The organism is Burkholderia sp. Ax-1724, from assembly GCF_011752995.1.
In the GTDB taxonomy this organism is placed as follows: domain Bacteria; phylum Pseudomonadota; class Gammaproteobacteria; order Burkholderiales; family Burkholderiaceae; genus Paraburkholderia.
Map to the genome: position 1 here is coordinate 110,064 of NZ_VWWL01000022.1, position 19,705 is coordinate 129,768.

The 19,705-nt window shown below is 63.4% G+C and carries 20 protein-coding genes; 8 read left to right on the forward strand and 12 right to left on the reverse strand.

The window, feature by feature from the left end; translation table 11 throughout:
* Positions 1-43: 43 nt before the first annotated feature.
* Positions 44-949: a collagen-like protein gene (locus F3J19_RS24815; protein WP_240159210.1), complete on the reverse strand. Its 906-nt coding sequence runs from the start codon at positions 947-949 to the stop codon at positions 44-46.
* A gap of 536 nt (positions 950-1,485) precedes the next feature.
* Between F3J19_RS24815 and F3J19_RS24820 the strand changes: the two genes are divergently transcribed.
* Positions 1,486-2,076: a rhomboid family intramembrane serine protease gene (locus F3J19_RS24820; protein ID WP_240159212.1), complete on the forward strand. Its 591-nt coding sequence runs from the start codon at positions 1,486-1,488 to the stop codon at positions 2,074-2,076.
* 223 nt (positions 2,077-2,299) lie between these two features.
* Here the strand turns inward: F3J19_RS24820 and F3J19_RS24825 are convergent, their stop codons facing one another.
* Together F3J19_RS24825 and F3J19_RS24830 are read right to left on the reverse strand one after the other, a co-directional pair.
* A complete protein-coding gene (locus F3J19_RS24825) occupies positions 2,300-2,950 on the reverse strand; it encodes a hypothetical protein (protein ID WP_167047521.1) in 651 nt (216 codons plus the stop codon).
* A 101-nt stretch (positions 2,951-3,051) separates the two neighbouring features.
* Positions 3,052-3,312, reverse strand: a complete 261-nt coding sequence (locus F3J19_RS24830) for a DUF6723 family protein (RefSeq protein WP_167047524.1) — start codon at positions 3,310-3,312, stop codon at positions 3,052-3,054.
* A gap of 357 nt (positions 3,313-3,669) precedes the next feature.
* Here F3J19_RS24830 and F3J19_RS24835 point away from each other — a divergent pair, with 357 nt between their 5' ends.
* From F3J19_RS24835 to F3J19_RS24845, 3 genes are all read left to right on the forward strand, one after another.
* On the forward strand, positions 3,670-4,359 hold the full coding sequence (locus F3J19_RS24835) for a transglycosylase SLT domain-containing protein (protein ID WP_167047527.1): 690 nt from the start codon (positions 3,670-3,672) through the stop codon (positions 4,357-4,359).
* Positions 4,360-4,567: 208 nt separating this feature from the next.
* Positions 4,568-5,386 (forward strand): DUF2242 domain-containing protein, encoded by an 819-nt coding sequence (locus F3J19_RS24840; protein WP_240159213.1) that lies wholly within the window; start codon positions 4,568-4,570, stop codon positions 5,384-5,386.
* A gap of 793 nt (positions 5,387-6,179) precedes the next feature.
* A complete protein-coding gene (locus F3J19_RS24845) occupies positions 6,180-6,431 on the forward strand; it encodes a hypothetical protein (RefSeq protein ID WP_167047530.1) in 252 nt (83 codons plus the stop codon).
* A 37-nt stretch (positions 6,432-6,468) separates the two neighbouring features.
* Here F3J19_RS24845 and F3J19_RS24850 read toward each other — a convergent pair whose 3' ends face one another.
* Positions 6,469-7,398, reverse strand: a complete 930-nt coding sequence (locus F3J19_RS24850; RefSeq protein WP_167047532.1) for a DMT family transporter — start codon at positions 7,396-7,398, stop codon at positions 6,469-6,471.
* Between the two features lie 472 nt (positions 7,399-7,870).
* Between F3J19_RS24850 and F3J19_RS24855 the strand changes: the two genes are divergently transcribed.
* Positions 7,871-8,086: a hypothetical protein gene (locus tag F3J19_RS24855; RefSeq protein WP_167047535.1), complete on the forward strand. Its 216-nt coding sequence runs from the start codon at positions 7,871-7,873 to the stop codon at positions 8,084-8,086.
* Between the two features lie 204 nt (positions 8,087-8,290).
* Here F3J19_RS24855 and F3J19_RS24860 read toward each other — a convergent pair whose 3' ends face one another.
* Together F3J19_RS24860 and F3J19_RS24865 are read right to left on the reverse strand one after the other, a co-directional pair.
* Positions 8,291-8,569: a hypothetical protein gene (locus F3J19_RS24860; protein ID WP_167047538.1), complete on the reverse strand. Its 279-nt coding sequence runs from the start codon at positions 8,567-8,569 to the stop codon at positions 8,291-8,293.
* A gap of 50 nt (positions 8,570-8,619) precedes the next feature.
* Complete coding sequence (locus tag F3J19_RS24865; protein WP_167047541.1) at positions 8,620-9,378, reverse strand: Mut7-C RNAse domain-containing protein; 759 nt, start codon at positions 9,376-9,378, stop codon at positions 8,620-8,622.
* A 117-nt stretch (positions 9,379-9,495) separates the two neighbouring features.
* Between F3J19_RS24865 and F3J19_RS24870 the strand changes: the two genes are divergently transcribed.
* Both F3J19_RS24870 and F3J19_RS24875 read left to right on the forward strand, forming a co-directional pair.
* Positions 9,496-10,365: an NAD(P)-dependent oxidoreductase gene (locus tag F3J19_RS24870; protein WP_167047544.1), complete on the forward strand. Its 870-nt coding sequence runs from the start codon at positions 9,496-9,498 to the stop codon at positions 10,363-10,365.
* 103 nt (positions 10,366-10,468) lie between these two features.
* On the forward strand, positions 10,469-11,101 hold the full coding sequence (locus F3J19_RS24875; protein ID WP_167047547.1) for a LysE family translocator: 633 nt from the start codon (positions 10,469-10,471) through the stop codon (positions 11,099-11,101).
* 338 nt (positions 11,102-11,439) lie between these two features.
* Here F3J19_RS24875 and F3J19_RS24880 read toward each other — a convergent pair whose 3' ends face one another.
* The 5 genes from F3J19_RS24880 to F3J19_RS24900 all read right to left on the reverse strand — a co-directional run bounded on the left by F3J19_RS24880 (position 11,440) and on the right by F3J19_RS24900 (position 17,512).
* Positions 11,440-12,264: an OmpW family protein gene (locus tag F3J19_RS24880; protein ID WP_167047550.1), complete on the reverse strand. Its 825-nt coding sequence runs from the start codon at positions 12,262-12,264 to the stop codon at positions 11,440-11,442.
* 186 nt (positions 12,265-12,450) lie between these two features.
* Entirely contained in the window at positions 12,451-13,701 is a 1,251-nt protein-coding gene (locus F3J19_RS24885) for a DUF2957 domain-containing protein (protein ID WP_167047553.1), read from the reverse strand.
* 147 nt (positions 13,702-13,848) lie between these two features.
* On the reverse strand, positions 13,849-15,234 hold the full coding sequence (locus F3J19_RS24890) for a DUF2957 domain-containing protein (protein WP_167047556.1): 1,386 nt from the start codon (positions 15,232-15,234) through the stop codon (positions 13,849-13,851).
* A gap of 528 nt (positions 15,235-15,762) precedes the next feature.
* Positions 15,763-16,710: an N-acetyl-gamma-glutamyl-phosphate reductase gene (gene argC / locus F3J19_RS24895; RefSeq protein ID WP_167047559.1), complete on the reverse strand. Its 948-nt coding sequence runs from the start codon at positions 16,708-16,710 to the stop codon at positions 15,763-15,765.
* A gap of 199 nt (positions 16,711-16,909) precedes the next feature.
* Positions 16,910-17,512, reverse strand: a complete 603-nt coding sequence (locus F3J19_RS24900) for a YbhB/YbcL family Raf kinase inhibitor-like protein (protein ID WP_167047562.1) — start codon at positions 17,510-17,512, stop codon at positions 16,910-16,912.
* Positions 17,513-17,777: 265 nt separating this feature from the next.
* Here F3J19_RS24900 and F3J19_RS24905 point away from each other — a divergent pair, with 265 nt between their 5' ends.
* Positions 17,778-18,467, forward strand: coding sequence for a response regulator (locus F3J19_RS24905; protein ID WP_167047565.1), 690 nt, complete (start codon positions 17,778-17,780; stop codon positions 18,465-18,467).
* Between the two features lie 109 nt (positions 18,468-18,576).
* On the opposite strand, the gene F3J19_RS24910 is transcribed toward F3J19_RS24905, so the two are convergent.
* The gene (locus F3J19_RS24910; RefSeq protein ID WP_167047568.1) at positions 18,577-19,266 is read right to left on the reverse strand and encodes an orotate phosphoribosyltransferase; all 690 of its coding nucleotides are present in this window, start codon (positions 19,264-19,266) and stop codon (positions 18,577-18,579) included.
* Positions 19,267-19,705: the final 439 nt, after the last annotated feature.

Sequence of the window (19,705 nt, forward strand, 5' to 3'; positions counted from 1 at the left end):
GGATGCGATGGCATCCCGCCTCTCGCTTCTCTCCGGCACACAGCTACAACTCGAATTTATTGCTACGATCCCGCCGCGCATTCCCTTCCTGAAGCAGTTTCATTTGCTCGTCAAAGCGCTGCCGGGACATATTGAGTTCGTGCGCGTACTTCATTTCCATCAATCGCACTCTGAATTCGAGAAGATTCTTTTTGTGCGATTTTTCGTCGAGCAGTTTCTTTGCCAGTGCGCAACATAGAAGCGCAACGGAAAGGATCAGTGTGTACGCGCAAATGAATATCAACAGCGAAACGAGCAACTCGTAACCGAGATAGACGATACCGACGAGTCCGCAGCACACGATAAGCAACTGAAGCACGCGGGCAATATTCGATTGCTCGCGGGTTCTGTTGCGTCGGGCCCGGTATAGGGCCCGACGCCGGTTGAAGTCCTGCCTCGTGAGCGCGGCAATGAGCTTCTCACGGTCGAATTCGGAGAGATCAGGCGAGTGAGATATCTTGCTTTCCGCGTATTCTCTCGATTCCCGCAGAGTCGGTGGGCGACCCGCGGAGAGGTTGCGTTTCCATATCTCGAGCAAAGCGAGAACGATCGGCGTCAATGCCGTGACGAGTTTTGCGAGAGAGGTCAGGAGGTTCTCTGGGGGCGAGCCGGAACCTCCATCCGGTTTGGGATTGTTGTTGCCATCCGCCGACTTTCCTTGCGGGTAGAGCAAACTGACCAGCGAAACGCCGGCAGGGCCTTGCAGACCATCACGGCCGGGAGGCCCGGGTTCGCCGCGGTCGCCTGTTTCGCCCCGGTCACCCTTTTCACCGCGATCGCCTCTCTCGCCCTTGCTGCCCGAGTCGCCGCGATCGCCTTTCTCTCCGCGTTCGCCACGCTCGCCTTTCGCACCGGTGTCGCCTTTTGCCCCCTGTTCGCCGGGCTTGCCGGCCGCACCTTGAGGGCCCACGGACCCGGCAACGCTGTTGACCCCGTTGACCCCAGTATTCTCCCTCGCACTCCGGCTGCCTCGGCCAGTATCCCCATTCGCGGTTTGCCCGCCTGGAAGCAGCACGTTCGTGACGTACCCGGTGCCTATGGGCGTGTTATCGGGGGCCGTAGCCGCGTGACCGGACTGATCGCGACTCGCGCACGCCGAAAGAGTCATGCAGAATCCTATCGCCGCAACACTCAATAACCGCTTCATCGGATTATCTCGATTGTTTTATTTCGTCGTCGTGGTCAAGCAAATAGCCTTTGCCCGATGAGGTGACGCTGCCGGATTCAACGACTGTCGCGTCTTCAGCATAGCGGAATTCTGAAAGCGAAACCGCGGCATGATTCGCCAAAAGAAAGTGCAATGACCCAGCGTGGCGAAGCGCCCATGCCGTGTCGGCTTAATCCGTTTTTTCCACGACGGCTCGACGCGGCGGCACCCTATCGACTACGCTCGGCCGATACCACGCAGGGCATCATCGACACATGAAGACCTCGGCTTCCGACCCAATGCGAACCGCGACGTTCACCGCCCAACTCAAAACTCGAGCCGTACTGCTCGCGCTCTTCGTCGGCTCGATGTGGGCGGTGTTCTTTCTGTCGGCCGCGTTGCCGTTCCTCCATCTGAACGAGCACGGTGTCGTGCCGCGCACGTTCGGCGGCCTGCAAGGCATCCTGTTTGCGCCGTGGCTGCATGCGAACCTCGCGCACATCGCCGCCAACACGAGCGGGCTGCTCGTTCTCGGCTGGTTGTGCACGTGGCCGGACATCGCCGGCTTCTGGCGCGCGACCCTCGGCGCGATGCTGGGCGCGGGTCTCTGCGCGTGGTTATTGGGCGCGCCTTATTCGGTGCATATCGGCGCGAGCGGCCTGGTGTTTGGCTATGCGGGCTATCTGGTTGCGCGCGGTTACTACACGCGCAATCTCGTCTCGATCGTCGTGGCGCTGGTCGTCGTGAGCAGCTACGGTCTGAGCATGCTGTTCGGCGTGCTGCCGGTCTATCCCGGTGTGTCGTGGCAGAGCCATATCGGCGGCGCGCTCGGTGGCGTGCTTGCGGCGCGCGCGGCGGCCGGGGCGGCTAGAAGCGTGCGCATGCGCTGATTGATGCGCATGCATCGCCGCCTCGGTATGTCGTCGTGGTATGGCCGACGGAATCGAGGCGGGCTGCGTATATCCAACCGCGCGGCGCTTGGCTTCGGAAGCGCGCGCGTTTATCGGCAAGCGTATTCCCGTTTCCTCAAATCGGGTTCGGCGCAGGTGGCAAACAATCCGCCCATTCCCGGACACGGATACGCCGGCGCGAGCTTGCCCTACAACGCGGCGCTCACTCTCTCACCAACGACACCGCCGCCGCCGACACGAACTCGGCGCGCACGCTCTCGCCAACGTGGAGTTCGTCGAGCGGAATATCGCGCGCGACTTGCAGCAGTTGCCGATGTTTCGGTCCACGCAGCGTCACCGTGCAGTTCTTGCCATCGATCCTGACGACAGTCGCGACGATCCGCACCCGATGCGCGGACGACACCACGCCCGCCGATGCCGGCAGTGCGAGCGTCGTTTCGGTGCGCTCGCGCACATCTTGGGTTGCGAGCTTCTCGACGCGAATCAGCATCGCCTGCTGATACGCGACGTTGAGGCGATCGCCGACACGCAACCGGCTCACGTCCGCGATGCCCCGGTTGACCTCGACGTCGGCGAGTTGGCCGCGCGGACCCCGCAGCAGCACACGATTGCTGGCGGCATCGACGGCGGCGACGTGCACGCGCATATGAACGACGTCCGCTTCACGCAGCGCCGCTTGCACGGTATCCGCGGGGACGGTGGTGTCCTGCGCGAAGCCGGGTTGAGCCAACGCGCTCGCGAACAGAGCCGCGCCACAGAGCGCCGCAACCGGTAGCCTCGCCGTGCGCCGACGGCTCCTGTCATGCTTCCCGTCGTGGCTCATCGCGCTTTCCATGTCGGTCTTCTTGTTCATTTTTCATTGCGCCTGTTCGCTGTTGCGGCCTTGTTTGCCATATGCGGGCAACCTGCTGTCACTGCCGCCGTCGTCGCATGCACAGGCGCAACGCCTCGCGGCTAAAGCTCCGGTCGGGCCAGATCGCTCGTGACGATATGCTCTCCGTACACCTGCGCGGCGGCAATCGCTTCGAGCCGCGTCGCATGCGGACCGAGCTCCGGTGCGCCGTCGAACGGAAACAGCACGCGGCCGTCGGTGTTGCGCACGACCTTCAGCACGCCGTAGAAGCGCCGATAGCCGGCCATCTTCGCGGTCGCCGAAATGTCGAAATCGTCCTCCGACGTGCCGGGGACGCTGGGAATGAATGCGGTTTTGCTCATGGTTGAAAACATCGGTTATTCGCCGAACCGGCACGCCAGCAAGAGAACGCTGTGCAGCCAGAGTTCGCGCTGACGGGCGTGCGGACCGCACCCATTGTCTCAAATCTCCGCTTGCAACCGCTGTCGATCCATAAATGCAACTAACAGAATAAATTTTGGAGATAAACAGCGGGTGACCACGTCGCCTTCGTTACTCGCACCGCTACCTGGTGGCTTTTATCCCAAGAGAGAGTCGTTCAGGCAACCGACCCGCATCCCGATTCCCCTTGATTTAAAAGACAAAATTTGTAATGACCCAGTGTCGGACAACAGGGCAGGGATATAATGCGAGGATTGCCGCTACCTTCCGTCCCCGTTATGAGCCGGTTACTTTGCCTGATCGTGCTTTCGTTAGGCCTGATGCAAACCGCAGCAGCCGACGAAAACAGCGACCGAATATCGGCGTATCTCACGCACAAATTCGGCCTGGCCAAGGACAAAGCTCAAAAGATTTCCGACGCGGTGCAGTCCGCCTCCTCCAAATACTCCCTCCCGCCGGCGCTACTGCTCGCCATCATCTCGATCGAATCCCGTTTCAAGGAAAAAGCCCGCGGTGCCAACGGCGCGACGGGGCTCATGCAGGTCGTGCCGCAGGCGCATCGCGGACTGCTGCGCAACGTCAAGGACCTCACCGAGCCGGGCGCGAACATCGAAGCCGGCTCGGCAATCCTTTACGGCTATATGCGCTCGGCCAACGGCGATCTGAGCGCCGCGCTGAAGAGCTACGGCGGATCGAAGGCATATGCGCAGAAGGTGAGCTTGCGCGTCGAAGACTTCGCCGCAATCGCTCCGCCGCAGAACGACACGCAGCATGCCGACAGCCAGGCCGTGCCGTGCGAGGCCGATCGTTGCGCCGGGGCGAATCAGTGGGCCGATGCGTTTAGCGTGCCGGCGGTGCAACCCGCGAGTGCGGCGGTGACGGCGTCTTCCGTGTCTTCCTCTTCGGCCGCCACTTCGGCTCCGGCCACACGTTCGGTTTCAGGCTCGGCGCGTACCGCATCGAATTAACCGCATCCGCACGGTTTTCCCTTCGCTTCAGCCTGCTTTCCGTATCAGAGGCTGCTGCAATCACTGCGAATGCTGACTGTCGCGGCATCCACGCAACCCTCCCCGGTTTCGTCTCTTTGTCACTCACCGCCACGCGGTGACAGGTTCCCGCTGCACGCTTTTACGCACACCCGGCGGCGCGCTCTACAATGCATTTCCATTCGCGCCCATGCGGCGCTCCTTGTACTCGATCATGCAGATCCCGTTTTCCAGAACCACCGCCGCGGCCCTGTTCGGGCTGCTGGCGCTCGCGGCATGCAGCAGCACACCGCAACCGCAATTCCAGCAGGAATTGTTCGAAACCGGTGCGAGCCCGTACGCCCGCAACTTCAATTCGAGCACGACCGACGCCTGCGAAGCCGCGCGCCGCGCCTTGCTGAGCCAAGGCTATCTGACGACGATGGCGCGTCCCGATACCGTCGACGGCACGAAGAATTTCCAGCCGACGAGCGATACCCACGTAGTCGTCGAATTTCATGTGGTGTGTACGCCGGGAGAAGAGGCGGCCAGCACGAGCATCGTCTACGTGAACGCGGTGCAGAACGGCTTCGCGCTGAAGAAAAGCGATACCTCGGCGAGCGTCGGGCTGAGCGTGCTTGGCTCGCTGTCGCTGCCGATCCGCTCGAACAGCGACGCGATGGTCAAGATATCGAGCGAGACGATTCCGTCGGGCAAGTTCTACGACCGTTTCTTCGGCCTCGTCGATCACTACCTGCAAACCGTCGTGCGCACACAGCCGGTGACGAGCAGCACAATCGAAACGCGCGTGCTGCCGGCCCCCGAACCGATGCCGACGCCGGTACTTGCACCGGAGCCTGCATCGGCGCCGGTTCCGGTGACGACGCCCACCGCGGTTCCTGAGCCGGTTCACGCGTCAATCGCCGCTGCGGCGCCAGTGGCGGTCCCCGCGCTGGCTCCTACTTTGCCCGATGCGATCGGCCAGGCGGCCGGCATCCAGCCGGCGAGCGGAGCGAGCCCCGCACCATAAACGTCGAGGCGGCCAACATCGCGGTGCAGCCTGCGGATTCAGGTCGATCAAGCGCTGCCCAGCCTGTCATCCGCGCGCGCAGCGGGACTTATCCTATGTTTTTTACTTCATACGTATACATATGTAGTAATAGTTAACAAAGGCTTACCCGTTCTGTGGATAACGCCAAAATTCCTCGCTTCATCAAGGTGATGCAAAACCCATAACCCTGCGGAACACGGTTGTAGAAAAACTACATAAGCGGGATAAGTTCGGCAGCACGTTGACCGGCACCCGTCTTTATCAAGATTTCGCACACAAGCTGTTCGACGGGATATCCCGACGTTGTTCATAGCTTGTTGTGGATAACCTGTCGCCTCGAGCGCCTTTCGCCGTGTGCGACAGCCCGCAGTTCGCGCGACGCGAAGAGCTCGCCACCGCACAGACCCTCGCGCGCCGGACGCGCACATTCGAACCGCGGCATGAAGATTGCGCGCTTTCTTTTTGCAAGCGCAACTGTTGCTATTTAGTCAAAAACATTTGGGCACCGAGCCATCCCGGCATAGAGTTAAAGTGATTTCTGAGGTTCTTGGTGCAATGCGGGGGGATGTATGAAACGCAGATCAGCACGACAACTCGTCCGTCTTCTCTCGGACCTTCGGCATGCGGCTCATTGCAGTACCTTGAGGGCGGCAGCGACCAATCGGGCGATGGCGCTGGCCGCCGCCGAAACCGACGAACATGCCGCCGACGACGGCGACAGCATCGAGTCCACGCGCGACGCCCATCAGGACAAACCGGTCCGGAGCGGATCATGAGATCCGCAAGCGAGCAGTCGCTGCGGTTTCTGGTCGAGAAGTGGCTTGCGCCGCTGCCTTCGGCGCTGGTTCACGTCACGGAATTCAGCCGCACGCGCTTGGGCGGCCGGCGTTATGTGCGGGTGGAGACGTCGTCGGAAGAGGGCGCGCGCGGCCTGTTCTTCTTTCGTCACGACGACGGCTGCTGGTGCGTGTTTCCGCCCACCGCCGATACGCCGAAGCTGTATGCGCATCCGCGGGCCGCATGAAGGGTTTCAATCGGACAGGCACCGCTGGGTTTGCCGCTTACGACGCTTGCGGCACGCGTTCGCGGTTGCGCCGCCAGCCCGGCAGCACCTGACACACGATTAATCCCGCCAGCATCAGCGCGCAGCCGGACAGCGCGCGCGCCGTCAGCGTTTCTCCGAGCACGAGCCAGCCGGCGAGGGCCGCGAACACGCCTTCCATGCTGAAGATCACCGCTGCGTGCGACGGCGCCGCATGCTTTTGGGCGACCACCTGGATCGTATAGGCGATGCCGACCGACATCGCTCCGCCATACGCGATCGTCGGCGCCGCGCGTGTGAGCACCGCGACGCTGACCGGCTCGACCGCGAGGCCGATTGCGAGGCACACGAGCCCGCAGGTCACGAACTGCACGAGCGCGAGCATCAGCGTGTCGTGGCGCGCCGCGAAGCGGCCGACGAGCATCATCTGCGCGGAAATCACCAGCGCGCCCGCGAGCTGATACCAGTCGCCGTATAGCATCGAGAAATGTTCGTCGACGCTCAGAAAATACATGCCGACGGCCGCGAGCAGCGCGCCGAGCCACGTGCCGAGTCCGGTTTTATGGCGAAACAGCACGCCGAGCAACGGCACGATCACGACATACAGCGAACTGATGAAGCCGGCGTTGGCGATCTTCGTGTATTGCAGCCCGATCTGCTGCAATGAAATCGATACGGCCAGCACGACACCGAGCAGTCCACCGGCGCCGAGCAGTTCGCGAGCACCGCCCGGCTCGCGCCTCGTCAATTCGGCGAGCGCCGGGCGGCGTACGCAGACGATCATCGTCAGCACGACGAGCGCGCCGAGCAGAAAGCGCAGGCCGGTGAACAGAAACGGGCCGATCGCGTCGAGGCTCAGCCGCTGCGCGACAAACGCGGAGCCCCAGATCATTGCGGCGATCAGCATCAGCACGTTGGCGCGCAGGTGTTGGCGGGTATCGGAATTCAAGTTTTTTGGGTTTCTGGAGTGGGTCGTGCCGGCAAGCGCGTTATTCGTTTGCGGTGGTGCGCGCGGGCAGGCTGTCGAGACGCGGCCCGTGGTGCCGGGATGACGTATCCGGCGTCGGACCGGCCGGAGATTGTTCACATGATACGCGGGCGTCTCGCGGCCGGACAGGCAAGCGGCGCGACTTGCGCGACGATCGCGTAACCGTCGGCCGAGCGCTGCCCTGTTTGAATCGGCGAGCTTTGTGGCGAACGGCCTGGTGTTGTCCCTGGTGCGTTATTCAGGATGGGTGAAAGCATCACGAAAGCTCGTTGTCTCCCAGAAAATACATATTGAGTTTTGGGCATGACAAACCGCCTACGCTTGGGTAATACTCTTTCGCGGGGAGTAAAAGGCGCCGTGAAGCCCTGTCTGCTCTACCGTGCAGGTGTCTTCTTTCACATTCGACTCAGTCGTCCGGTTTGGGGAACAACATATGAAAAAAGTTATCGTCTCGCTCGCAGCTGCTTCGATCGCGCTGGTTTCGGTTCAGGCATTCGCACAGGCATCCGACGCAGCCGCTGCGCCGGCTGCTGCCGCTCCTGCACCGAAGAAGCATCACATCAAGAAGCTGAAGACCCACGGCAAGCGCGCTCCGGTTGCTGCCGCAGCGTCGGCAGCCGGCACGAACGACAAGGGTGCGACGAACTAAGTTGACGCCCGTTCGTCGGGCACGCGTGCCGTACCGTTGCACCGGGCCGTTAGCGGGCCGTCGCAGTCGGGTGCGGCAAGGCGTTGCCAGCAAAAAGGCCAGAGCTTGTGCTCTGGCCTTTTTGCATGCGCGACGGGTTCGCGTTCCGGCCCGGCATTCGCGCGAACCGTGCGCCGCGAGCGTGTCGACGCGCGCGGTTCGGCGTCAGCCCGCGAGGCCGCGTCGGATGATTTGGTCCAGCAGGCCGTTCATGCCGTCCGGATGCGCGGCGGCGCGCGTTTTCAGTTCTTCCGCGAGTTCGCTGTTCAGCTTGCACGCGAATGGAACGAGGCCCTGCGCCTGATCGAGCTTGCGTTGCTCGCGCCGGTCGATCTTCGGCTCGGCCGCGAGACCTGTGCCGCCCCGGCCGACGCCCGCTTGCTTCATTGCGTTGTTCAGTTTCAGTGCCTTGTTCTTTTCAAGGTCGGTTTTTTTCATCGCCATCTGGAAGGCCTCTGCGAAATAGGTAATCCAGCATTGTACGCAGCGCGCCCTTAGCCGGAGCGATCCGACGTTCCCGTCGCAACACTGTCGATCAATGCGCGCATTTTCTGCCAATGCGTGCCTTCCCAGAACACGCGCTCGCACACGTCGCAGGTGACGAAGCGGCTATGCCGCTGCAGCACACCGCGCGGCGCGCGCGGGCCGACCTCTTCTCGTGCAATGCGCCGCAGCGGCGCATTGCACATCAGGCACAAACGAAACGGCTGCACGCTGCGCGCGAGATCGAGCCGCTCGAATACTTCGCGAAACTGCTCGCGCGGCCGCAGCGCGCGCACGTAGCAGCCATGCGTGATGTTGCGGCGTTTCAGCAGCTCGCGGTCGCGCGTCAGCACGATGCGCTGCTGCGCGGCGGCGAGCGCTTCGATGTCGGCGTCCGGATAGTGGTTGTCGTAGAGCGTATCGAAACCGGCAAGGCGCAGAAGCGGTGCAAGGCCGCCGAGGTGCGCGTCGGCGATGAAGCGCGTCACGCGCAGCGGCCGTTCGCGCACGCGCAGCAACGGTTGAATGTCGAGCGCTTCGAACTTCGGATAGACGGCGACGCGGTCGCTTTCCGCGAGCAGGTGATTGAAACCGACCGATTCGCCATTCACGAGAATCAGCTCGACCTCGGTATGCGGCACGCCGAGCACTTCGATCATGTGCTTGGCCGTCGCGCCGCGCGCGCAGACGCAGGCGAACTCGCGCCGGCGCAGCGGCCGGGCGAGAAAGTCGTTCAGCTCCTCGTAGAAGCGGAATGTCGCGGTGACCATGCGAGCAGTATCGCACCGCTCGCGTGGTTCGCTGTGCTGCCCGCCGTATTGCTTGTTGTCCTGCGCGTGTCGCATGAGTGTGCTCTACTTCGGGTTCTTTAGAAGACGGAGCAATAGATGGACATCGGTTTTATCGGCCTCGGCGAGATGGGTGCCGCGATGGCTGAAAACATTCTGAAAGCGGGCCACCAGGTGCGCGTGTGGAACCGCTCGCCGGAAAAGGCGCAGGCGCTGGCTGGGCAGGGCGCGCAAATCGTCGCGACGCCGGCTGAAGCGTTTGCAGGCGACGCCGTGTTCTCGATGCTCGCCGACGATGCCGCGCTGCGCGAGGTCATCACCGCGTCGCTGCTCGAACATGCACCGCGCGGGCTGATCCACGCGAACATGGCCACGATCTCGGTTGCGCTCGCCGAGGAACTGGCGACCGCGCATGCGTCGCGCGGCATTCACTACGTGGCCGCGCCGGTGCTCGGGCGGTCCGACGTCGCGGCCGCGGGCAAGCTGACGATCGTCGCGGGCGGTCCGGCGGAATCGATCGACCGGCTCCAGCCGATTTTCGATGTGCTCGGCCAGAAGACCTGGCGCATCGGCTCGCTGCCGCAGCAGGCGAACGTGATGAAGCTCGCCGCGAATTTCATGCTCGGCGCGGCGATCGAGACGCTCGGCGAAGCGGCCGCGCTCGTGACCGGCCACGGCCTCGCGATGCAGGACTTCCTCGACGTGATCACGAGCGGCCTGTTCCAGGGGCCGGTGTACTCGGGTTACGGCAAGCTGATCGCCGAGCAGCGCTTCGAGCCGGCGCTATTCAAGGCGCGGCTCGGTCTGAAGGACCTGCGTCTCGCGCTCGCCGCCGCCGATGCCGTGACGACGCCGATGCCGGTCGCCAGCGTGGTGCGCGACAGCCTGATTGAAGCCATTGCGCATGGCGACGGCGAGAAGGACTTCGCGGTGCTGGGCCAGGTCGCGACGCGCCGCGCCGGCCGCTGAGGCCGTTAGCGCGCTGACGCTCCCTTGCGGTTTGCCGGAGTCGAGCAGGGTCGCATCGGGTAGCGGGCATAATAGCCCGCCCGCTTCTTCTGCTTCCATTCCGATGACTCTACATACCTGGTGCTTGTACGTTGCCACCGTTTTCGTGATTTCCTCGATTCCCGGTCCGAACACGCTGCTCGTGATGACGCACGGCGCCCAGCACGGTTTGCGCCGCGCCAGCGCGACCATGGCCGGTTGCCTGTCGGCGCTGGTGCTGATGCTGGCAGTATCGGCGGCGGGGCTCGGCGTGTTTCTCTCCGCGTGGCCGGCGATGTTCGACGCGCTGCGCATGATCGGCGCGGCCTACCTTGTCTATCTCGGCATCAAGGCGTGGCGCGCGTCGGCAGACGCCGCCGCGCCGAACGTCGACGAACTCTCGGCGCGTCCGGTGCGTTCGCGTTTCTCACTGTTTCGCAACGGTTTTCTCGTCTCGAGCAGCAATCCGAAGGCGATCATGTTCGCGGCCGCGCTGCTGCCGCAATTCATCGATCCCGCGTTGCCGAAGCTGCCGCAGTTCGGCGTGCTCGTCGCGACTTTCGCGGCGATCGATGTGAGCTGGTATTTCGTGTATGCGGGCTTCGGCACGCGCATCGGCGCGAAGCTGAAGAGCCGCAGCGTCGCGCGTATGTTCAACCGGCTGACGGGCGGCGTGTTCGTCGGTTTCGGCGCGATGATGGCGCTGGTGCGCCACTAGGCGTCTGTTCTGTCAACAGGCGAGGGGAGCTATACAGGCGATAGCGAACGTAATTGTTGCGTTTATGCGACATTGAGGGTCAACCCTAATTTTCATGTTGCGACGCACCAGGTGGTTTGCTATAGTACGTCTTGTCTCCTCCATGTCTCCTCTGATATGGATTCAGCCCGCCAACCTAGGCGGGCTTTTTTTTGCCCTGAATTTGCCGCGCGACGCCGAAGCGGCGGCGCAATCCTGCAGTCGATGCGAACAAAAAAGCCGACGGTCCCGTGCACAGGGACCGTCGGCTTTGTCGTTTCTGGCGCCCGGCCGTACGCCTCGCCGCACCGGAACCGAATTCAGAATTTATACGACACGGCCAGGAAGGAAATGATCGGATCGGCGCTCAGATCGGCCTTCGACACCCCGAGCTCCGTGCCGTCCGCCGCCTTGATGATGACCGACGACGTCGTCTTCAGCGGAATATAGGTCACCGACGCGACGAGCCCCCAGTGATCGGTGATGTTGTACGCGAGCCCCGCGTTGAACACCGGCGCCCACGACGACGACGCCTTCGCCGAGACCTGCGTCTGCCCCGGCTTGCCCGCGCCGGCCGCGAGCACCGCGCCGAGGTTGTTCTGCGTCGATTGCACGAAGCCGTTGCTGAGCTGGACATCCGAGAACCAGTTGTAGGACACGCCGATGCCGACGAACGGCCGCAGCTTCGCGGTCGGCTCGTTGAAGTAGTACTGGAACAGCAGCGCCGGGCTCCACTGGCGCACGCTCTTCACGATCGGATTGGCCTGCGGATCGCCGAGATCCTGCTGCCCGAGCGCGCCGGCCGGTCCCGGCGGCTTGATCGTGCCGTGGCCGTAGATCTTGAACGTCGGCGGCACGCCCGCCACCGTCGTCACGGCAATGTGGTCGGTCAGGTAATGGCTGAACACGAGGCCGACCGTGTTGGCGCTGTTGGTCGACAGGCCCGTGCCCGCCGACGTGAACGTGTTCGGCAGACGCAGCGGCGTGTTGATCGGTGTCGGCGCGACGTTGGTCGTGAGCGGCGTGCTCGAATCCTGCGGCATCACATGGAACCAGCCGAGCACGGCGACGTTGTCGCCCGCATGCTGGGCGTATGCACTGGCCGACAGCAGCGTCGCCAGTATCGCGAGACAGAATTTTTTCATCGTGTTTCTCCTCTGGCGCCCGCGCGGCTCACGTGCGCGGCGGGCGGCTGCGGGTGGCGAAGGGCATGGGCCCGGCCGCTGCGCGGGATGTTCGTGGGGCTCCGGCCGCCGCGTCGCGCGATGCTCGCGGGGCCGGAGGCCGGCATGCGGCGCCCTCGGTCATGACGGCGCTGCATGCGGCGCTCGTCACTGGACGAACGCGCCGATCGTGAAGTACGGTGAGGCGGCGTTGGTCATGTCGAGGTAGCCGAACACGCCGCCCGTGAAGATCATCTTTCCGGTCGGCTTGGTGCCCGTCGACGCGCCCACCTGGGTGGTCGTCACGACGCCCGGCACGGTCTGCGTGAAGTCCAGATTCAGCGCGGTCGCGAGCGAGGCTTGCGACGCGTTGAACGGATCGAGCAGGGTGGCCTCGCTGCCTTCGAGCGCAGTGGTGCGGTAGTCGAACTGGCTATCCACGCCGATGTACTCGCCGTTCTGCGCGTTCACCGTGGTCGCGGTTTGCGGCGACAGGATCGAGATGCCCGATTCGTCGTCGGCGTACGGACCGGCCGCGCCGTTGACCGTCTGGGTCGGCGACGGATTGGCCGCACCGGTGCGCACGAGGATCGGCACCAGCTGACCGCGCAGCTTGCCGACGATCATGTAGCCGCGTCCCTCGGCGGTCGTCGCGAGCGTCGGCTTTGCCTGGCCGAGGAAGTGATCGGTTTCGAATGCGCCGCTGCCGTCGGCCGCGGTCGGGAAGTTGCCGCCGGGCTGCTGGCACGTGCCCGCGTTGATGCCGGTGTTGTCGCACTCGCTCCACGTGCCGTCGGCGTTGATCGTGATCTTCGAATCGACCGCGACCGGCGCGAAGTTTTGCGACGGCACCTGGTGATAGCCGACCTGGTTGTAGGTGCCCGCGACGGCCGAAAGATTCGTCTCGATCGACGAGAAGCCGATGAACGGGTAGTACGGGAACGTGGTGTCGGGCACCGCGCCGACGCCGAGCACGCCCGCGAACGAGATTTCCGCACCGGGGATTGTGCCGCCCGCCACGCCCTCGCCGACGAAAATCCGCGCCGGACGGCTGGCGTCGAGGCTCGCGCCGTTCAGGCGGAACGCGCACTGGTTGAGCTTGCTGGTCGGCAGGAGCGTTTCCTGGGTCAGCGTGCCGCTCGCGGTCTGTCCCGCGCGCGTCGGGACCACAGTGCCGGTGGCGGCGGGGATCGACGACTGGATGTAGCTGATCTGCCACGTCATCTTCGTCGTATCGAGCTGCAGCTTGACGAGTTCGCCGTCGCCGCCGCCGCCCGTGAAGACCGTGCCGTAGTCGAGCGAGGAAGGACACAGCCGGGCTTCGGTCACCGGTCCGTCGCCGCTTCCGCCGCCGCCACCGCCGCACGCGCCCAGCATCGGTGCGCAAAGAGCAAGCACCGAAACGATTCTCCAATTCATACTGCCTCCCTGATGTTCTCGTTGTATGCGGTCGGCTCCCATTCCGGCCACGTTCTGCTGATATGTCCCGGCCGTGCCGTGAGCCGCCGCCGGGTGATTGCGCTGCGCCGCCGCCTTCGTTCTGACCTTTGCGCGTGAGTGCTGCGGCTATTTGCTGATCTGCGCGCCGATGCCGAAGTACGGTGCGCTCGGGGTGTCCGCGTTGGCCGAGGTCGGCGTGATGCCGCCGTTTTCCGCGCCCTGCACCACGATCGCGTACAAGCCGCCCGAGGCGATCGCGAGGCCGGTCTTGCCGTTGCTGTCCTGAACGTCGACGAGGCCGGGGCTCGATGCGCCGTAGCTCAGCCCGATCGAGCTTTCCGCGGCGGACGTCGAGGGGTTGAGGAAGGTCGCGGCCGCGCCTTGCACGAGCGTCGCCGTGTACTTGAAGTTCGAGTCGGCGCCGACGTAGCCGCCGTCGAAACCGCCCGAGGCGAGCGGGGTCGCCGCGGCGAGCATCGCGATGCCCGATTCGTCGTCGACCTTGGCGGTCAGCAGGTTGCTGGTATCGACGTAGCCGGTGCGAACCACGAGCGGAACCGTCGCGCCGTTGAGCTGGCCGAGGATCATGTGCGCGGTGCCGAAGTTGCCGGTGCGGAACGGATTGCTGGTCCCGCCGGTGCTCGGCACGATCTGCGGCGGGTTCGTGCTGTCGAAGTAGCCGTTGCTGTTGAGCGTCAGCGCGTTGCCGGTGGACAGGCAGCCCGCCGAACTCGACGACGTGCAGTTGCCGCTCGCGTCGAACGTTTCAAGCGAGTTCGTCGCGACGGTTTCGTAGTTGGCCGTCGGCGAAAGGTGATAGAGCAGGCCGTTGTAGGTGCCGGGCAGTTTCGTGATGTCGGTGGTTGTGCTCGCGAAGCCGAGGAACGGATAGAAGTCGAAGTGCCGCTTGTTGACCGTGCCAAGGGTCAGGACGCCCGGAATGATCGTGACGCCCGCGTATTCGACCGTAGCCCCGGGAATGCCGCCGCCCGCGACACCCTTGCCGATCAGGATCATCGGCGGATTCGGGTTGTTGACGAAGTCCGGCGTCGTGTAGGTCGTGCCGTCCGACGCGGTGCCGCTGCCCGCGCCGAGAATGAATGCGCAGCGCGTCTGCTCGGCGGTCGGCAGCATGCCGGTGGGCGGATGAATCACCGCGCCGGTGATCTGCGTGCCCTTGCGCGTGATCGAAACGCTCGCGCTCGTGAGCGGGATTGGCGACTCGAGCCATTTGAGCGTGTAGGTCATCGCCGTTGCGTCGATGTTCAGCTGCACGATTTCGCCGCTGCCGGCGCCACCGAGGTAGGTGCTCTTGACGATGTCGCCGGTATCGGGACACAGCGTGGCCGTGCTCGCCGCAGGCGTCGGCGCCCCCTGGGGGCCGCAGCTCGCCCCCGAGCATTGCGGCGGGTTGACGGGGCCCGGACTGTCGGCGTTGCCGCCGCCGCAGGCAATCAGGAATGGCGCTGTGGCAATGGCCATTGCCAGGCCGCGGGTCATGGCGTGCGACATGCTGCTGTCTCCCTTCATGTAATTGTGCGGAGTCATTTTGCTGTGCGTTTAATCGCTGTCAATTGAATGAGCCGTCTAAAAAGGCTGATTCAAACAGCACGAATTTCAGCGCACGCGCACTGCATGGACACTTGCGGTCCTTTTAAACGGAAAAGGATTTTTCGCGCCGGACGCGGCAGCGTTGCTTCGTCGCACTCCCTTGTTGGGCAAGCGTTGCGGCAAAAAGGCTCTATGATCCTGGCACGAGCGTTCGCAAAAAAATCCGGAGTTTCCCCAGGCGGAAAACTATGCTGAACAATGCAATTGAACGCATGAATTACCGGAGCCCGGACGGCAGTCCGGTTTAACGATCGGATGCGCTATTCCGGTTTTTATATTTCAAGTAATACGGGCTACTACCAATTAGCTTTTCGCGCGAATTCGGATTGACGGGCTTTTAAAACAGAAAAGCCGGTCTGTCTGGACCGGCTTTCGAAGCGGTTGCGGGCGCGCCTCTGATCGTGGCGCGGCGCCCGTGGGGCGAGCCGCTTAGCGTTTCAAGCCGGTGTCTTCAGCCGCGCCGATCGCGAGGTTCATGCACTGGATCGCCGCGCCCGATGCGCCCTTGCCGAGGTTGTCCAGACGCGCGACGGTCACGAAGCGCTCTTCGTTGCCGAACACGAACAGGTCGACGCGATTGGTGTCGTTGTTCGCCTGCACGTCGAAGAAGCCGCTGTCGAGATTCGCATCGGCATCGAACGGCGCGACGTGTACGAACGTCTCGCCCGCGTAGTACTCGGCGAACAGTGCCAGCACGTCCTGCGGCGTGGCCTTCTTCGCAAGCTGACCCAGCGAGAAGTACGTGGTGACCGCGAGACCCTTGTAGAAGCCGCCGACGATCGGCGTGAAGATCGGTGCGGTTTTCAGGCCGGTGTGCGCGGCCATTTCCGGCAGATGCTTGTGCGTGAGACCGAGCGCATACGGACGCGGGCTCTTGAGCCTGTCATTGCCGCCTGCTTCGTAGTCGGCAATCATCTTCTTGCCGCCGCCGCTGTAGCCGGTGATCGAATACGAATGCGCGGCGAACTCGGGCGACACGACGCCGCCTTCGACGAGCGGACGCATCGCGAGCACGAAAGCCGAGGCGTGGCAGCCCGGCACGGCGATGCGTTTGGCGGTGCGCAGACGTTCGCGCTGCGAGCGGGCCAGCTCGGGCAGGCCGTAGGCCCAGTCCGGTGAGGTGCGGAACGCGGTGCTCGCGTCGATCAGCACGGTGTGGTCGTTTTCGACGAGCGAAGCGGATTCGCGCGAGGCGACATCGGGCAGGCAGAGGAACGTGACGTCCGATGCGTTGATGAGACGACGGCGCTCGTCGAGGTCCTTGCGCTTCGCTTCTTCGATACGCAGGATTTCAACGTCGGCGCGCTGCGACAGGTATTCAAAAATCTTCAGGCCGGTCGTGCCTTCCTGTCCGTCGACAAAAACTTTCGTGCTCATCTCGATCTCACTCGCTGGAAACGGGGCGCGTCGTCGCGCCGGAACGTTATATTTTAAGACCTCGGCGCCATGGACGTGCAAAACAGCGCGAAAAAACGACGATGCGCGCCGAACGTGACACGAGCGTGACCTGTTGAGCGCTGTTGCGGGGCGGTTCGCGGCAGATGCGCCGCAGCGGCGCAACGAACGATGCCCGTGCCTAGCGCCCGTAAGTGACGACGAGCCGCGCGCTGCCGATCGTCGCCGTGCCGATCTCATGATCGAACATCAGCGCGGGGCGTCCTTGCGCGAGCCGCAGATCGGCCGAGTTCAGCGCATACACGGTGATGACGTAGCGATGCGATTTGCCGGGCGGCGGACATGGGCCGCCATAACCGTCGGTATCGAAGTCGTTGCGCGCTTCGACCGCGCCGAGCTTCCTCAGGAAACCGGAAGAACTCGCATTTTCGGGCAAGCCGTCGACGCTGGCGGGAATGCCCGCCACGGCCCAGTGCCACCAGCCGCGCCCCGGCGCATCTTCGTCGAACATCGAGACCGCGAAGCTGCGCGTGCCGGCCGGTGCGTTGTGCCACGTCAGTTGCGGCGAGCGGTTGCCGCCTTTGCAGTCGCTCTGATCGAAAACCTGGGCGGCCTGCACGGTGCCGCCCGCGCGGAGACTCGCGCTCGTCAGCGTAAACGTTCCGTCGGCCTGCGCGTGCGAGCCATGCGCCACGCACAGCATGAGCCCGAGCATCGCGCGGATGAAGCGCGATCGACGCCACCACGGTGAAGCCAGCGAAACAGCCAGGCAACGCACGCGCATGTGCGGGTTCTCCTGTCAGGGCGCGAGGCGCGGGTCCTCGCGATGGTTGTTGTCCTTAATCGTGCCCCAAGGTCGAATCAAGTCTACTAACATTAGCTCTGCGATGCATGATTGTTCGCAACTTGCGGAATTCGCCGAGGGAAATCAGATATAGTGGGACACATTATTGCCGCGTGACTCTTGCTGCGTTTTACCCGTTGGAGTCGTCAGCATAGAAAAAGCGTTTGAAGTCATGGAGACCGGTTTATCCGTACAAAGAGGGGCGATGCAAGGTTCATTCAGGGTCGTGGTTGCGGATGACCATCCGGTCATTCTGTTTGGTGCGGAGCATGCGTTGCACAAGTTTCCCGGTCTGCGGGTCGTGGGGCGTGCGCGGCAGTCAACGGATCTTGTCAGGATTTTGCAAACCACCGCCTGCGACGTGCTCGTCACCGACCTCGCGATGCCCGGCGGTCAATACGGCGACGGCCTGCAACTGATCGGCTATCTACGCCGCAACTTTCCGGTACTCCCAATCGTCGTGCTCACCATGCTTGAGAATGTCGCGCTGCTCAGGCGGCTCGGCGAGCTGGGCGTAACGGCGGTCGTCAACAAGTCGGACGATCTCAGCCATATCGGGCGCGCAGTACAGCACGTCCTCGGCAAGCTCGGGTATATGAGTCCATCCGTCAAAGCGGCGCTCGATGCATTGCGAATCAATTCGCGCGGCAGGCATGCTGAAGTGATGCTGTCCGCACGCGAGCTGGAAGTCGTGCGTCTGTTCGTGTCAGGCATGACGATCAAGGAAATCTCCGAACTCCTGAACCGCAGCATCAAAACGATCAGCACGCAGAAGAATACGGCGATGCGCAAGCTCGGTATCGAGCGGGATTCGGAACTGTTCCAGTATGCGCAGAGCAATGGCTTGCTGAATCTGTCGTCGCATTCGAGCGACGACGTCGCCGACGAATCCTGATTTCGCGCACGATTCGAGTGAGCGAAAAAAAAGCCGCCTGTCGAGAGACAGGCGGCTTTTTTTATTTATTGCGCATTAATCGCGTATTCACCGCATGATGCGAACGCGCTTATTGCGGCGTGGACGTGGCGCCGCCGTGCGCTGCCGACCATTCGGCCGGTGCGTGCAGGAATTTTTCCACTTCGTCGATCGTCTTCGTGTCGAAGTAGCTGTTTGCCTTCGCGACGCGCAACACGTCCCACCACGTAGCGAGCGCGTGCAGATCGACGTCGATGTCTTTCAGCACCGACACGCTTTCCTTGAAGATGTTGTAGTGGAACAGCACGAAGCAGTGGTTCACCGTGGCGCCGGCGGTACGCAGCGCATTGATGAAGTTGATCTTGCTGCGGCTGTCCGTGGTCAGGTCTTCGACGAGCAGCACGCGCTGGCCTTCGGTCAGCAGACCCTCGATCTGCGCATTGCGGCCGAAGCCCTTCGGCTTCTTGCGCACGTATTGCATCGGCACCATCAGGCGATCGGAGAGCCATGCCGCGAACGGGATGCCCGCGGTCTCGCCGCCGGCGACCGCGTCGATCTGCTCATAGCCGACATCGCGCAAGATCGTCGATTCGGCCATTTCCATCAGGCCGCGGCGCACGCGCGGATACGAGATCAGCTTGCGGCAGTCGATATAAACCGGGCTCGCCCAGCCGGACGTGAAGATATACGGTTTCTCCGCGTTGAAATGCACTGCTTGCACTTCGAGCAGCATCTTGGCGGTGGTGTCGGAGATCGTCTGGCGATCGAAGCCTGTCGTCATGGGCGGGTCCTTCGGAGTGAGCGGGGGAGAAGCGGGCGCATGGCCCGGTGGCGCAGCAAGCGGGGCAGGCCGCGCCATGTCGGGCGGAATACGTATCCGGCGAGTGGCGTACGGGATTGCGGCGTACGTACAGGCCGTTTTTTGCTGCGCGCGTGGGCGGCTATTTTACCCGAAATGGGTCTTCCCGAGGGGGAAGTCGTGCGCGGCGCCGGGCGCTCGTGTGCCTGATCGTGCGTCCGGCGGTGCGCCTGCTTGCGCGCCCGATGGCCGCGCGAGGCGCGCTTCGCCGAGGTCTTCGGACGGCCCTCGCAGAGGTGGGACCGATGGTGCAAGCGACGCGTGGCGGGCCACCTCGTCTGCCCGGTTGTCTTGTGACCGGCCCTGGCCGCCTTTACACTCACGCGACTTTCTCCTGGGCGCTGCCTCGCGCGAGCCGCCT